This is a genomic window from Pedobacter sp., assembly GCF_040513095.1.
In the GTDB taxonomy this organism is placed as follows: domain Bacteria; phylum Bacteroidota; class Bacteroidia; order Sphingobacteriales; family Sphingobacteriaceae; genus Pedobacter.
Window position 1 is genome coordinate 1 of record NZ_JBEVDX010000057.1, and the last position, 13,888, is coordinate 13,888.

Annotated in this window: 13 protein-coding genes; 4 read left to right on the forward strand and 9 right to left on the reverse strand. The window is 42.6% G+C overall.

Features of this window, described 5'->3' with window-relative positions:
• Positions 1–82 precede the first annotated feature (82 nt).
• Entirely contained in the window at positions 83–2,725 is a 2,643-nt protein-coding gene (locus tag ABWY16_RS07845) for a putative LPS assembly protein LptD (protein ID WP_353904092.1), read from the reverse strand.
• Positions 2,726–3,126: 401 nt separating this feature from the next.
• Between ABWY16_RS07845 and ABWY16_RS07850 the strand changes: the two genes are divergently transcribed.
• Entirely contained in the window at positions 3,127–3,924 is a 798-nt protein-coding gene (locus ABWY16_RS07850) for an N-acetylmuramoyl-L-alanine amidase family protein (protein ID WP_353904093.1), read from the forward strand.
• A 15-nt stretch (positions 3,925–3,939) separates the two neighbouring features.
• Complete coding sequence (locus tag ABWY16_RS07855; RefSeq protein WP_353904094.1) at positions 3,940–4,890, forward strand: MlaD family protein; 951 nt, start codon at positions 3,940–3,942, stop codon at positions 4,888–4,890.
• 726 nt (positions 4,891–5,616) lie between these two features.
• On the opposite strand, the gene ABWY16_RS07860 is transcribed toward ABWY16_RS07855, so the two are convergent.
• The 4 genes from ABWY16_RS07860 to ABWY16_RS07875 are packed head-to-tail and all read right to left on the reverse strand — an operon-like array spanning position 5,617 to position 8,902.
• Positions 5,617–6,528, reverse strand: a complete 912-nt coding sequence (locus ABWY16_RS07860) for a ribonuclease Z (protein WP_353904095.1) — start codon at positions 6,526–6,528, stop codon at positions 5,617–5,619.
• Positions 6,525–6,917: an STAS domain-containing protein gene (locus ABWY16_RS07865; RefSeq protein ID WP_353904096.1), complete on the reverse strand. Its 393-nt coding sequence runs from the start codon at positions 6,915–6,917 to the stop codon at positions 6,525–6,527. Before ABWY16_RS07865 ends, ABWY16_RS07860 begins: the two co-directional genes overlap by 4 nt.
• A gap of 33 nt (positions 6,918–6,950) precedes the next feature.
• Positions 6,951–7,904, reverse strand: a complete 954-nt coding sequence (locus tag ABWY16_RS07870) for a phosphoribosylaminoimidazolesuccinocarboxamide synthase (protein WP_353904097.1) — start codon at positions 7,902–7,904, stop codon at positions 6,951–6,953.
• Between the two features lie 35 nt (positions 7,905–7,939).
• A complete protein-coding gene (locus tag ABWY16_RS07875) occupies positions 7,940–8,902 on the reverse strand; it encodes a PhoH family protein (RefSeq protein WP_353904098.1) in 963 nt (320 codons plus the stop codon).
• A 101-nt stretch (positions 8,903–9,003) separates the two neighbouring features.
• On the opposite strand from ABWY16_RS07875, the gene ABWY16_RS07880 reads away from it, so the two are divergent.
• A complete protein-coding gene (locus ABWY16_RS07880; protein ID WP_353904099.1) occupies positions 9,004–9,783 on the forward strand; it encodes an SAM hydrolase/SAM-dependent halogenase family protein in 780 nt (259 codons plus the stop codon).
• 65 nt (positions 9,784–9,848) lie between these two features.
• Positions 9,849–10,361, forward strand: coding sequence for a hypothetical protein (locus ABWY16_RS07885; protein WP_353904100.1), 513 nt, complete (start codon positions 9,849–9,851; stop codon positions 10,359–10,361).
• Between the two features lie 41 nt (positions 10,362–10,402).
• Here the strand turns inward: ABWY16_RS07885 and ABWY16_RS07890 are convergent, their stop codons facing one another.
• From ABWY16_RS07890 to ABWY16_RS07905, 4 genes are all read right to left on the reverse strand, one after another.
• Positions 10,403–11,353 (reverse strand): D-2-hydroxyacid dehydrogenase, encoded by a 951-nt coding sequence (locus ABWY16_RS07890; RefSeq protein ID WP_353904101.1) that lies wholly within the window; start codon positions 11,351–11,353, stop codon positions 10,403–10,405.
• 6 nt (positions 11,354–11,359) lie between these two features.
• Positions 11,360–12,427, reverse strand: a complete 1,068-nt coding sequence (gene serC, locus ABWY16_RS07895) for a 3-phosphoserine/phosphohydroxythreonine transaminase (RefSeq protein WP_353904102.1) — start codon at positions 12,425–12,427, stop codon at positions 11,360–11,362.
• Between the two features lie 87 nt (positions 12,428–12,514).
• Entirely contained in the window at positions 12,515–13,189 is a 675-nt protein-coding gene (gene rpe / locus ABWY16_RS07900) for a ribulose-phosphate 3-epimerase (protein ID WP_353904103.1), read from the reverse strand.
• Between the two features lie 126 nt (positions 13,190–13,315).
• On the reverse strand, positions 13,316–13,888 hold a 573-nt coding region (locus tag ABWY16_RS07905), incomplete at its 5' end, for a S1 RNA-binding domain-containing protein (protein WP_353904104.1).

The window sequence follows — 13,888 nt, forward strand, 5'->3', positions numbered from 1 at the left end:
ATCCATGCAGAATTTGTATCTACAATCTGGCCGATCAGTATCTCGTCACCTATGGTAATGATCTCAGCTAACATAAAATTCTTTAAAAACGTGTATAATAAGCCTGTTGCTTGCTCAGTTTTAAGTCCTGCAAGATTGATGCCTTAACTTTGATCGTCAGGTTATAACTCCTGTAAGTACCGATTGGAATCCAGTGGATACTCATATCCCAGCAGTGCATATCCCTGTAGATCGAGAACGATGTCGGAGACAAACCATTGGTCTTAAAATCATAACCCGACGTAAACTGTACTTTCCATTTTGGCGTTACATTGAAGTCGCCATTAAAGTTCAGTGTATTCGTAGTAGTTGATCTAAATTCTGTGAGGGGCTTACTGTAGTCGAAACGATAAGAGAAAGTAAAATTCCATGGAATTTTAAAATCCACAAATGCATTTGGATCATTGCTTACTTCCTGCAGCTGTGCGGCCTGCTCCGGTGTCATACCCGTTTGCTGAACCTGTTTAGTCGTATTATCTATTGCCTGGTTGCGGGCTTTAAAAGCTTCAGCATTCAAGCTGTACCCGAATGAGAAACCGAACCTTGTCAGTGAAGGGACAGTATAGCGGTCGATCATCTTGCGCACTTTTGTAGTTGTGCTGGTGATCGAGTCACGCGTATCATAAAGACTGAATGATCCATCATAGGTAAAACCCAGTTTATCGGTGAACTGCGAGCGTCCGCTGAACGTAGGGTCTGTTAGTTTGAAAGATGTAGCGAGGAAATTGTATGAACTGTTGATACTTAAACCCTGGATAATCGGGATCTTCCTTGTTCCGCTGCCTGTCGTATCTTTTGCAGACAGCACTTTGGCCTCTACAGTATTGTCTAAACCGAAACTAATGCTTCCGCTTTCGCCTTCGGCAGGGCCACCATAGGTAGTACCGCTAAAGATGGAATACTTTCTGTTTCTTCCTGTGATCGGATCAATCACATGTGTGCCATCCTGATATAACAGGTCTTTATAGTATCCGTAGGAAGGTGCAGAGAAATCCGGGCGGTAACTCATGTTCACATTTGGGGTCATCACCCAGCGCAATGCTTTTAAGTTTCCTAAGTTTTTAAACTGTGCAGTATTATAGATCTTGGTGGACACTCCCATGTTAAAGCTGTATTCCCCTGAACGTTTAAAGCCGTCAACAGTATCCATTTTCGTAGTATAAGCCTGCAGCACACCGCCTGAAACTACCCCTTTTATAGCTGTCTGGCGTGTCGACTGAAACTGCCATTTCTCCAGGTAGTTTGCTCCCGCTGTGAAGTTGAAATATTTTGCAGCTGTAAAGTTGATTGAAACCGGTACTGTGTGCTGGATACCATTACTCAGCTTATTCAGACTTTCCTGTGAGAACAGGAGACTGTCTTTGGTAGCGATAGAGTTTGTGGCTACAACACTGTAACCAACTGTCAGCTTCTGGTACCATTTCTGGTCACCCACCCTCTTTTTGGAGTCGAAGGGACTGAAAGTAGGTACGTTCATACTGAAGGAAGGCAATGTAATCGCCACATCTTTCGACAATGTATTCTGGCTATGCGTAGCGGCTAAGGAATAGTTGATCCCGTTGGAAAAGTTTTTGGAATAACTGATACCTGACGACAGGATATTCTCAGCGATGGCATATGGATTATAAGAGTTACCACCTGCCGTATTCGTATTGTAAGCACTGGTTTTAATGTTTACGTTTGAGCTGAAGGTTGTCCCCGGCTTGGCATTTGCATCCTGCGTGTGCACCCACTGGATACTGTAATCCTTTCTGGGTTCATATTCAGGTGTTCCTTCCACCCCGTAACGGTTACTCGCGTAGTCAACCTTAATATTACCCGTATATTTATATCTCTTTTTATAACTCGATGTGACAGACCCGCTGTATGATCCCCTGGTATAAAGTGTTCCGAGGAATTTCGCGTCCCAGTAATCATTCAGGATCAGGTAATACCCAAAGTTCTGAAAGTTAAATCCCCTGGTGGCATCATCACCAAAACTCGGCAGGATAACCCCGCTGTTTTTCTTGTTGGGTTTCGGGAAAAATGCAAAGGGAAGTCCTAATGGAAGTGGTATATCCTCAATCTTCAGGTACACCGGCCCTGTGATAATCTGCTTGTCGGTCACGATTCCTTTTGTGATGAACAGTCCGTAATGCGGATGTGGCAGGTCACATGTACTATAGGTCATGCCTTTCACATTGATTTCGTTATCGGGCTGGCGTTTACTTTGTCCGCCGGAGAAGAACCCTCCCTCTTGTTCAGTGAAGGTATTGAACACTCTTCCTTTTCCTGATTTCGTATTGTAAAACAGGGAATCAGCTACGGAAGAACCTTCCTTGTCCATTTTAAAAATGGGCTTTCCCAGGTATTTATTGCTTTTCGGGTCTTTTCTGCCGCTGGCAAATACCGTATTGGTTTTGGAATCGTAGGTAATATAGTCCGCATCAAGCTCGAAGGACTGATAGATCACCCTTGCCTTACCATATAAATAGATAATACTTCTGTCCTTGCTGAATTTCGTGGAATCGACCGCCGAATATTCTATTTTTTCGCTGCCTGCTTTGATCGACTTTTTGGATGTATCCTGTGCAGGTCGGGGTAGCCTTTTGGTGGTGTCCTGCTGCTGCATCACCTGCATGGAAGCGGAAGAGGAAAATGCAAACGCAGAATGACCGGCAAACACCAGCATTACGAATGAACTCAATAAAATAACGGTCTGTAAGAATCTCAAATTCGTGAATGAATGTAACAATTGTGCCAGTGTTTATCCCAAAACGCTCAAAATTAATGAAAAATATAGCATTGCCGGGAGCAAATCCAATTTTGCCTGAATATATTTACCTGACAATATATAAATGCAAGATTATCAGCTGATTGTCATGTAAAAATATTTTTAGTATGTTCAAATAGTTTTGATCATTAGGGGTAATAATTGGTAATTTAAAGCATAGCATTTACGACAAGGGAAACTAAAATTTTTATTATACTATCTTTGTCCCCAAACAAGATGGCTGAAATGGTGTATTCATGATGTCCGTTCATTAAAATCAGACAATTGAAATGTTACTGAAAAAAAATATATTCCTGTTTACACTTGTACTTTTTATGAGCGCTAAATGCGTTTTTTCCCAGGGATATAGAGTAAAAACTATCGTTATTGACCCGGGCCACGGTGGTGATAAACCTGGTGCAGCTGGTAGTTACTCCCTCGAAAAAAACATTGCCTTGCAGGTTGGACTCAAGCTAGGCAGGAAATTTGAAGCTGAAATGCCGGGTGTAAAGATCCTTTATACGCGTAAAACCGACACTGATGTATCTTTGTACAAGCGGGCCGAAAAGGCAAATGATGCCAAAGCAGATTTATTTATTGCGATCCACTGCAATTCAATGCCCGACAACAGGGTAGTAACAGGCTACACCAAAAGAAAAGGAAAAAAAATTCCCAAATACAGTTATGTAAAGAATAAATCGACCCGCGGCGTAGAAACATTCGTTGCCGGAAGCCACCGCCTCCACGAACAGGATGGTGCAATCAGGGAAAATGCCGATGTCCGTCTGGAAAAAGACTATAAAAAGCATTATGATGGATACGATCCGAAGGATCCCGAAACATTTATTATACTATCTTTGTTTAAGAATGTATACAGAGACAAAAGCCTGCGGTTAGCGAAGCTGATCCAGAACAATTACACCAGAGAAAACCACCGGCTGGACAGAGGTGTAAAAGAACAGGGAATTTTAGTCCTGCAAAGATGTGGCTTGCCTTCTGTACTCACCGAAATAGGATTTATTTCAAATCCTGCCGAAGAGGACTACATGAATTCGGCCAGCGGACAGGCAGAAATTGTGAACGCAATCTTCAAAGCTGTAAAAACGTACAAGAAAGAAACTGAAATAAATTAAGTAAACTAAGCATAAGTGAAAATAGCAAACGAAACCAAAGTAGGCATATTAGCAGCCTTTTCCATCGCGGTACTGATCATCGGATATAACTTTCTGAAGGGTAATTCAATTTTTTCAAGTGAAACTGTATTGTATGCCAGATACGCCCGCGTAGATGGTCTGGCAGTGTCAAAACCCGTACTGATCAACGGATTCCAGATCGGCCGTGTAGATAAACTGGTTTTACAGCCCAATGGTGAGATCGTTGCTACGCTGAAAATCAAAGGTAAATATGATATCCCTAAAAACAGTATTGCACGCCTTGAAGGTACTGACCTTTTAGGAAGCAAGGCAATTGTAATGGCTTTGGGTACGGGGAAAGATTACGCGCTGGATGGTGATACACTGAACGCGAATGTTGCGCAGAACCTTATGGAAGCGGTTGAGCCGGTACAGAAGAAAGCGCAGCTGATTATTGGTAAAATGGATTCTATCCTTACCAGTGTGAATACTATTCTTAACCCTGACTTCCAGAATAACGTTAACAAAAGTTTCAACAGCATTGCTGCTACATTAGCGTCTTTAGAAGGGACTTCTAAGAAAGTTGATGGATTGGTTGGTACTGAAGGCAAAAGGATTTCAGCAATTTTAGCGAATGCTGAGTCTATTTCTGCAAATTTGAAGAACAACAATGCGAAGATCAATGCGATTTTAAATAATATAAATACGATTACTGATCAGGTTGCCGCTGCTAACTTTAAACAGACTATTGATAATGCTAATAAGGCTGTTGCTGATTTGCAGGGTATTGTTACCAAGGTTAATGATGGCAAGGGTACGCTTGGCCTATTGGTTAACGATACCAAGATGTATGATAACCTGAATAATGCTTCCAAGAATCTGGATAATTTGATTATAGATTTGAAAGAGAATCCTAAGCGGTATGTACACTTCTCGGTTTTTGGAGGGGGTTCTAAAGATAAATAAGGGTTTCGCCTGATTAAGGCATCTTTGACAGGAGATTACTGTTTGAGATGTTGGTTAATCAAAAAGGGTTAAGTATTTTCGATGCTGCCTAGCGCTGAAGGGCGCTAGAAGGCAACGAAAACACTTAACCCTTTTTGATTGGAATAAACTCCGCAGTATATCCGGTCAGGAATATGCTCCCCTGTCAGGTGCATAATCAAATGTCAACCCGTATTTTTGGGGCGTAACCATGGATATTACATGCCCCTCAACCGGTTACCTTTATGACGCATTAAGTCATTGTATCTTTTGTATATTTTATTTTTTTTACATGTTTGCATTAAGCAGGTGTGCATGATGCAGGTATGCGGTATGCAGGTATGCAAATATGGTTAAATGGCTATGCATTATGTAAGTAGACCATATGCTGCTATACAGTATAAACTTATGTATTATGGAGGTATGCAATATGCAGGTATGCGATATGCCGGTATGCAATATGCCGGTATGCAATATGCAAGTATGCAATAAGCAGGTATGCAAAATGCATATGTAAGTATACATTGTGTAGGTATGCGATATACAGGTATGCGATATGCAGGTCTGCATCATGCATGGATGAAGGAGCCTTTAGGATTTTCTGGGATTATAAAAAAGGTCTGCAGTATTACGGCCTTGCGTTGTTTTGCTTGCAAAATTATGCCGCCGTAATACTGCAGACCTTTTTTATCCCCCACAGAACAATCCCTAAATGGCGTATGTATTTCCTTCTAGTGCGAGTTCCGTGTTTTCAAATACAGTTAGTGCTTCTTCCAGAAGGGGCGTCAGCGTTTTGTAGCGGGATGAGAAGTGGCCGATCAGCAACTTGGTTGCGCCAACTGTTTTAGCCACCTGGGCGGCTTGTAGTGCAGTGGTGTGGTGCGTTAAGCTTGCCCTGTCAACTAATTCATCGAGGAATGTTGCTTCATGGTAGAGCATGGTACAGTTCCTGATGCTTTCCAGGTATGTTCCGTCTGCGAGGGTATCCGAGCAGTAACAGTAACACTTTGGATCATCAGAATCCAGGGTATACTCATCATTTACGATCAGTTTTCCGCCGGGGAGTTCCAGGTTCAGTCCTCTCTTCAGCAGCGGGTAGTATTCTACCGGGATGTTGTCTGCTTCCAGTTTTTCCGAGATAAGTTTGCGCTGGCGTTTTTTCTCCGTGAATTTAAATCCGGTGGTGGGAATACGATGGTTCAGGACGATCGTCTCAACGGTCATGTCCTGGTTTTCGAAGATTATTCTTGGGATATCAGCTGTTGTGGCTACGAAATCAATCTCGTAGCGCAGGATGGTGTCTGAGTATTTGAATTGCATTTCCAGGATCTCCTTGAGGGGAGCCGGTCCAAAGATCTGGAAAGGTTTTACGCGTCCGTTCAGGTGCATTGTAGAGAGCAGTCCGATGAGGCCGAAGTAGTGGTCGCCATGGAGGTGACTGATAAAGACTGCATCGATTTTGCTGGCTTTGAGGCCAAAGCGGATCAGCTGATGCTGCATACCTTCGCCGCAGTCTATCAGGTAGATCTTTTCGTTACAATTTAAAAGTTGTGCTGTTGGATTTCTATTAAATACAGGGGTAGCAGAACTACTCCCTAAAATGGTAACCTCAAATTTCATTCAATCTCCTGATCAAAGCTCCCCAGTAATTCCTTTTCAATTTCTTCCATGAAGATCAGATCTTCAGCTTCCTCCAGTTGACCTACTATATTTAACGACTGATCGATAGATGACATCTCCAGCAACTGGCGGATGCACTTTGTCACTCCCGTCACAATAAATAAACCCTTAGCTTTTTTACATAACCTGTCTCCTACCAGAAGACAGCTCAGATCCTGTGAATCATCACAGGAAGACACTACAGAAAGATCCATGACTATGTTACAATAGCCTTCAGCATTCAGCAGGATGAATTCAGATTTCAACCTTGGAGCGTTCTCCGTGGTCAAACAGGTTTCTTCCAATCTGAGGACCACATACTTTTCATGTTTATCAACTGAAAATTTCATATTAGTGCTATTTGATGCAAACAAATTAAGAAATTAATTTGACAAAAGTGCAGTAAGACTGTTTAAAACATTCTGCTCAACCCTGTTAAGGATATCGTCCTGTTCGTTCTTGATGAATTTATCACCTGTAATCTGCTCATAAAGTTCTATGTAACGTTCAGAGATCGAATCTACGATTTCCGGTGTCATTACCGGAATTGCTTGTCCGTCCTTACCCTGGAAGCCGTTTTCAATCAGCCATTTCCGTACAAACTCTTTGGAAAGCTGCTTCTGCGGTTCATTTTTTTCCTGGCGCTGCTCATAATCTTCAGCATAAAAATAACGGGAAGAATCCGGGGTGTGGATCTCATCAATCAGGAAAATCTCCTCCCCAACTTTACCAAATTCATATTTCGTATCAACCAGGATCAGTCCTCTTTCGGCAGCCATCTCAGTACCACGCTTGTAAAGGGCCTGGGTATATTCTTCCAGACGATCGTAATCTACGATTGAAACGATACCTTTTGCAAGGATGTCCTCTCTTGAAATATCTTCGTCATGTCCTACACTGGCCTTTGTTGTAGGCGTGATGATCGGTGCTGGTAATTTATCGTTTTCTTTTAGTCCGTCAGGCAGTGCTACGCCGCAAACACTGCGTTTACCTTCGCTGTATTCTCTCCAGGCATGTCCTGCAAGATAACCACGGATTACCATTTCCACTTTAAAAGGTTCGCAGATTCTTCCGATTGTTACCATTTCATCCGGCACAGCAATCACCCAGTTTGGAACGATATCGGCTGTTGCCTCTAAAAATTTAGCTGCAATCTGGTTCAGTACCTGGCCTTTGAAAGGAATAGCTTCAGGAAGTACCACATCAAATGCAGAAATCCTGTCTGTCACTACCATCGTCATCAGACGGTGGTCAATAGTATATACGTCACGTACCTTACCCTTGTAAAAACTGCTCTGTTTTGGAAATTTAAAATTGGTTTCTTTTATTGCTCTCATGTTGTTGATGGTTCACATCAATTTATTGTTAAAAATTATTGTATATCTCCGTAGGCTTTCAAAATCCTCTTCACTAATTTGTGTCTTACTACATCTTCGCCTGTCAGATAGATGATCTCAATTCCAGGAATATCATCAAGGATACGCAAAGCGTTATGTAAACCTGACATCCCTTTCTTTGGTAAATCTATCTGGGTCACGTCTCCCGTGACGATAAATTTCGCAGAAGGACCCATTCGGGTAAGGAACATTTTCAGCTGCAGGTCTGTAGAGTTCTGTGCCTCATCCAGGATTACAAAACAGTTATCTAGTGTCCTTCCGCGCATAAAAGCCAGCGGGGCAATTTCAATCGTTCTGTTCTCCAGGTACAGCTTCAGTTTTTCGGCCGGGATCATGTCGTCCAGGGCATCATACAGGGGACGAAGGTAAGGATCTACCTTTTCCTTCAGATCGCCCGGCAGGAAGCCCAGGTTCTCCCCCGCTTCAACCGCTGGTCTTGTGAGTATAATTCTTTTGATCTCTTTATTTTTCAATGCGCGGACAGCAAGTGCCACGGCAGTGTAAGTTTTACCTGTTCCGGCAGGGCCGATGGCAAAAAGTACATCATTCTTTACAATACTGTCCACCATCCGGCGCTGATTGGCCGTGCGGGCCTTGATCATCAATCCATTGTTTCCAAAGACAATCACCTCACCACCACCCCCATTCAGTTTTGCGGGAGCCGCATCATCCAGTTCTGCGCTATGTTTAATAGCCAGGATGGATTCAATTTCATTCGTATTTAACGAACCATACTGCTCCAGGTGCCCTACCAGTTTGCCGAACTTCTTATCGAATAATTTCTGCTCCTCTTCATCCCCTAACACCTTCACTTCGTTGCCTCTGGCAACAATTTTCAGCTTCGGAAATGCGCGTTTGATCAACTCATAATGTTCATTGTTGGAACCCCAGAATTGTGCCGGATTTACTGTTTCTAATGTTAGTTTAAGTTCGTTCAAAATATTGTTTTTAGGATAGAGGTGTATATTTTGATTTAAATTTGAATATTTGCAGGCGGGTTACCGCATACGCAAGAATAAGAATAAATATTCAATATTTAATGGCCATTATCACTTTAACGACAGATTTAGGTTCCAAAGATTTTTATCAGGCTGCCCTCAAAGGCAGTATCCTGACGATCTTGCCTACAGCCACTATCGTTGATATTACCCATGAAGTTCCTTCCTTCAATATCTCGTATGCAGCCTTCGTTTTAAAGAATGTTTACCACTATTTTCCTAAAGGTACTGTGCATCTGATTGGTATAGATTCAGTGTTCAGCGAAAACACAAAATATGTGGGCCTAAAATACCAGGACCATTATTTTGTAGGTGCCGATAACGGCATCTTTTCCCTGCTCTTTGAGGGCAAGCCTGACGAAATTGTAGAGCTCAATATCATGCAGGACCTGAAATACCTGCACTTTCCACTGGTAGATATTTTTGTGAAAGCAGCCATCCACCTGGCCAAAGGCGGAAAGCTGAAAGACATTGGCCTGCCTGCTGAGGGTATCGAGGAAAGAATGCTGCTGAACCCGGTTATCGAAAAAGATATGATCAGGGGAAGCGTAATATATATTGACACCTTCTGCAATGTAATTACAAATATCACCAAGGAGCTGTTTACGAAAATCCAGCGGAACCGCGATTTCACCCTGTACTTCAGAAAAAGCGAAACTATCACCCAGCTGAGCTGGCACTATAACGAAGTTCCCGAAGGGGAAAAGTTGTGCCTGTTCGGGATCAGCAACCACCTCGAGATCGCGATCAATAAAGGAAAAGCCAGCGGATTGCTGGGATTACACCTGAGCGATATCGTGCGCATCCAGTTTCACGGGTAGTTTGTTTGTTACCTTTGTCCCGGTTGTAAGGCATAGTGTTTGCTGCATACAGCAAAAATATCCATATGATCAGATTTTTGCTCCTTTTCCTCCTTATCAGCGGAGGCCTGAATGCGATGGCTCTCCAGAACGACACCTCAGCCTATCAGTTTCAACGTCTAAAAATCAATGGCCTGCTTGCAGAGCGCAGTGCCAAGTTTGGGCAATATGATCTCAGTTTGAATGCGCGTACAGGAATATTTGGCCTGCAGACAAAAAACGACCTGCGCAACTCCAATGAAATCCTGAGAGGGATCATCCTAAGCGACAACAATATTTTCAGGGAACTGAAGATCCTCATGAATTACAAGGACCAGGAAGTACAGCAAGTACAGAGCAATGCCAGTAATACCAATAAACGTATTGAAGGATATATGCTGACCATCAAAAAACTGCAGCAGCAGAATGATGAGCTGAAAGCGAAAACAGCGCAGGTAGCAGAGAAAAAGGATACAAATACCTATCTGATAATTGTACTGGGAATAATCATTGTGGGATGGGGAATATACAGCTATACCACCACAAGAAGGAAACAATAAAGTTTAGGGGCTCAATAGCTTAAGCCCCTAAACCTCAAATCTTACTTATTGAAATGCGCAATGATCAGTGAAGCTAATTCTTCACCAATACGTTCCTGAGCTTCATTTGTTGCCGCACCGATGTGTGGTGTCAATGAAATCTTAGGATGCGATAATAAAGCCTGTAATGGCGTAGGTTCATTGTCAAATACATCAAGTCCCGCGAAAGAAACTTTGCCGCTATCCAATGCATTGATCAGCGCCTGCTCATCAATGGTACCACCTCTTGAACAGTTTACAATTCCTACTCCCGGTTTTACCAGATCAAATTCAGCCGCGCCCAAAATAGGCTTATCTGCAAATGGGGTATGTAAAGTGATGAAATCACTGTTTGCAATTACTTCTTCCAGTGCAACTGTTTTCACAGGAATATCCAGTGTAAGATCGCCCTGGAATTTCAGCGTGATCGCACCTTCAAAGGGATAAAGGTCATAGGCAAGAACATTCATACCCAGTCCTAAAGCAACTGAAGCAGTAGCTCTTCCTATTCTACCAAAACCAATGATACCCAAAGTTTTACCCTTTAGTTCAACACCTTTGGCATAATCCTTTTTCAGTTTGTTAAAGTTGGTAGCACCTTCAACAGGCATTTTGCGGTTTGCATCCTGTAAAAAGCGGACACCGGTAAATAAGTGTGCAAATACCAGTTCAGCTACAGATAATGAAGATGCTGCTGGCGTATTTACTACTGCAACACCTTTTTCACGTGCATACTCCACGTCAATGTTATCCATTCCAACTCCACCTCTACCGATCAGTTTCAGGTTCGGGCAGGCGTCAATTACATCTTTGCGTACTTTGGTAGCACTTCTTACAGTGATACCGTCATAATTTTGCAGTGCTTCAATCAGTTTATCCTGTGCAACGGTTTCTGTATCTACAATAAAACCGGCTTCTTCTAATAATCGTTTTCCGATAGGATCAATCCCATCGTTTGCAAGTATCTTAGTCATTAAATTTTATTTTTGGTTTTTTTCGGCAAAATCCTGCATTAATTCTACTAATGCATGTACGCTTGTAATAGGCAGGGCATTGTAGATAGACGCTCTGAAACCGCCTACGCTTCTGTGTCCTTTAATTCCTTCCATTCCGTTTTCTTCAGCATATTTCAGGAATGGTTTTTCCAGTTCAGGATTCTCCATAACGAAACATACATTCATTCTTGAACGGTCTTCAACTGCGCAGGTTCCTTTGAATAAAGGATTTCTGTCAATCTCCGTATATAAAGCTTTTGCTTTCGCGATATTCTCTTTTTCAATTTCAGCAACACCACCTTTGGATTTCAGCCATCTCAGGTTCAGCATTGCCACATAAATTGCAAATACAGGAGGCGTGTTGTACATAGAACCACCCTCGATGTGTTGTCTGTAATCCAGCATTGAAGGGATCTTGTTAGTTGTTTTACCTAAGATCTCGTCCTTAACGATCACTACAGTAGCACCGGCAGGACCAATATTTTTCTGTGCACCGGCATAGATCAGGTCGTACTGAGATACGTCTATAACCCTGCTCATGATATCAGAAGACATATCGCAAACTACAGGAACCTTAGTTACAGGCACTGTCAGCAATTCTGTTCCGTAAATAGTATTGTTGGAGGTAAAATGGAAATAAGCACTGTCTTCAGGAATAGAAAAATCCTTAGGGATATAAGTGAAATTAGCTTCTTTTGATGTAGCTACAACATTAGCCGATCCAAAGTTCTTCACCTCTTTAATTGCCTTATTTGCCCAGACACCAGTTTCCAGGTAACTTGCAGTTTGTCCTTCGCTCATCAGGTTCATCGGAACCATGGCAAACTGCAGACTTGCACCACCCTGTAAAAATAATACCGAGTAACCTTCAGGCACATTTAACAATTCTTTAACCAGTTTAACAGCTTCTGCTACTACCGCCTCAAACTCAGGTGTACGGTGGGAGATTTCCAGTATCGATAACCCGTCTTTAAAATCTAAAACGGCTTGTGATGCCTGTTTAAATACTTCCTGGGGTAGAATGCAGGGACCTGCTCCAAAATTATGTCTCATTTTATATGCTATTTATATGTTGTAAATGTAATTGTTTTATGGAAATTAAACCGGCATTTTTGAAATTAACTACTGAAAGCATAGAGCTTATATACTATTGCTTTGAGCAGAAGGCAGATGCTTCATCGAGGAAATCATTTCAGCTGGCGACGCAGCGGCGAAAATTGCGTTTCCGGCAACCAGTACATCAGCACCAGCATGAATCAGGTCCGGTGTATTGTGCAGGCCTACTCCCCCGTCCACTTCGATCAGCAGGTCGGGATTCAGCATATTGGCCAGGCTCCTTAAGCGGCGGATCTTGTCAAGCGTATTCGGGATGAACTGTTGTCCCCCAAAGCCAGGGTTTACTGACATGATCAGCACCATATCAAGATCAATAAGGATGTCAGTCAGAAGTTCTACAGGCGTATGCGGATTCAATGCTACAGAAGCTTTTGCTCCGGCCTCGTGGATCGACTGGACGGTCCTGTGTAAATGAGGACAAGCCTCATAATGTACCGTGATACTTGATGCTCCTGCTTTTACAAAGCGTTCAATATACTGATCAGGATTAACGATCATCAGGTGCACATCCAGCGGTTTCTTTGCATGTCTTGCAATGGCTTCCATCACCGGGAAACCGAATGAGATATTGGGCACAAATACACCATCCATAATGTCAACATGGAACCAATCTGCTTCACTGGAATTGATCATTTCCACGTCGCGTTGTAAATTGGCAAAATCAGCAGAAAGAACTGAAGGGGCAATCAGGTGTTTCATGTTTCTCGTTTATTGATTTCCAAACCAAACACTTAGAAAAAGGCTGCTGGTTTGAGGAAGTAAATATAAAAAAATAACCAATTCTAAAACAAAAAACCCCGCAAAATGCGGGGTTTATGACAATTCTTATGCAGGTTTGTTTTCCTGTGTGCCTTCCGGTCTGGCCGGGCGCGGCAGCAAAGCTTTTCTGGAAAGCTTCATTTTTCCTTGTTTATCGATATCAAGTAATTTCACCTGGATTTTGTCGCCTTCTTTCAGCACGCCGTCCATAGTTTCCAAACGTTCCCATGCAATCTCAGAGATGTGCAGCAGTCCGTCTTTACCTGGCATGATCTCAACGAATGCACCAAATGGCATGATTGATTTCACTTTACCATCGTAAGTAGCACCTATATCCGGTTTAGCGGCGATAGCGTTGATACGTTTAACAGCAGCATCAATTGCAGCTTTGTTATCAGCGAAGATTTCAACGATACCTTTGTTACCAACCTCTTCGATAGAGATCGATGCACCAGTTTCACGTTGCATCTCCTGAATGATTTTACCGCCTGGGCCAATTACCGCACCTATGAATTCCTTGTCAATACTTAGGGAAACGATACGAGGAGCGTGGTCCTTGTAATCTTCACGTGGAGCAGCAATCGTTTTCTTCATCTCGTTTAAGATGTGAAGACGTGCTTCGTTAGCTTGTTTAAGGGC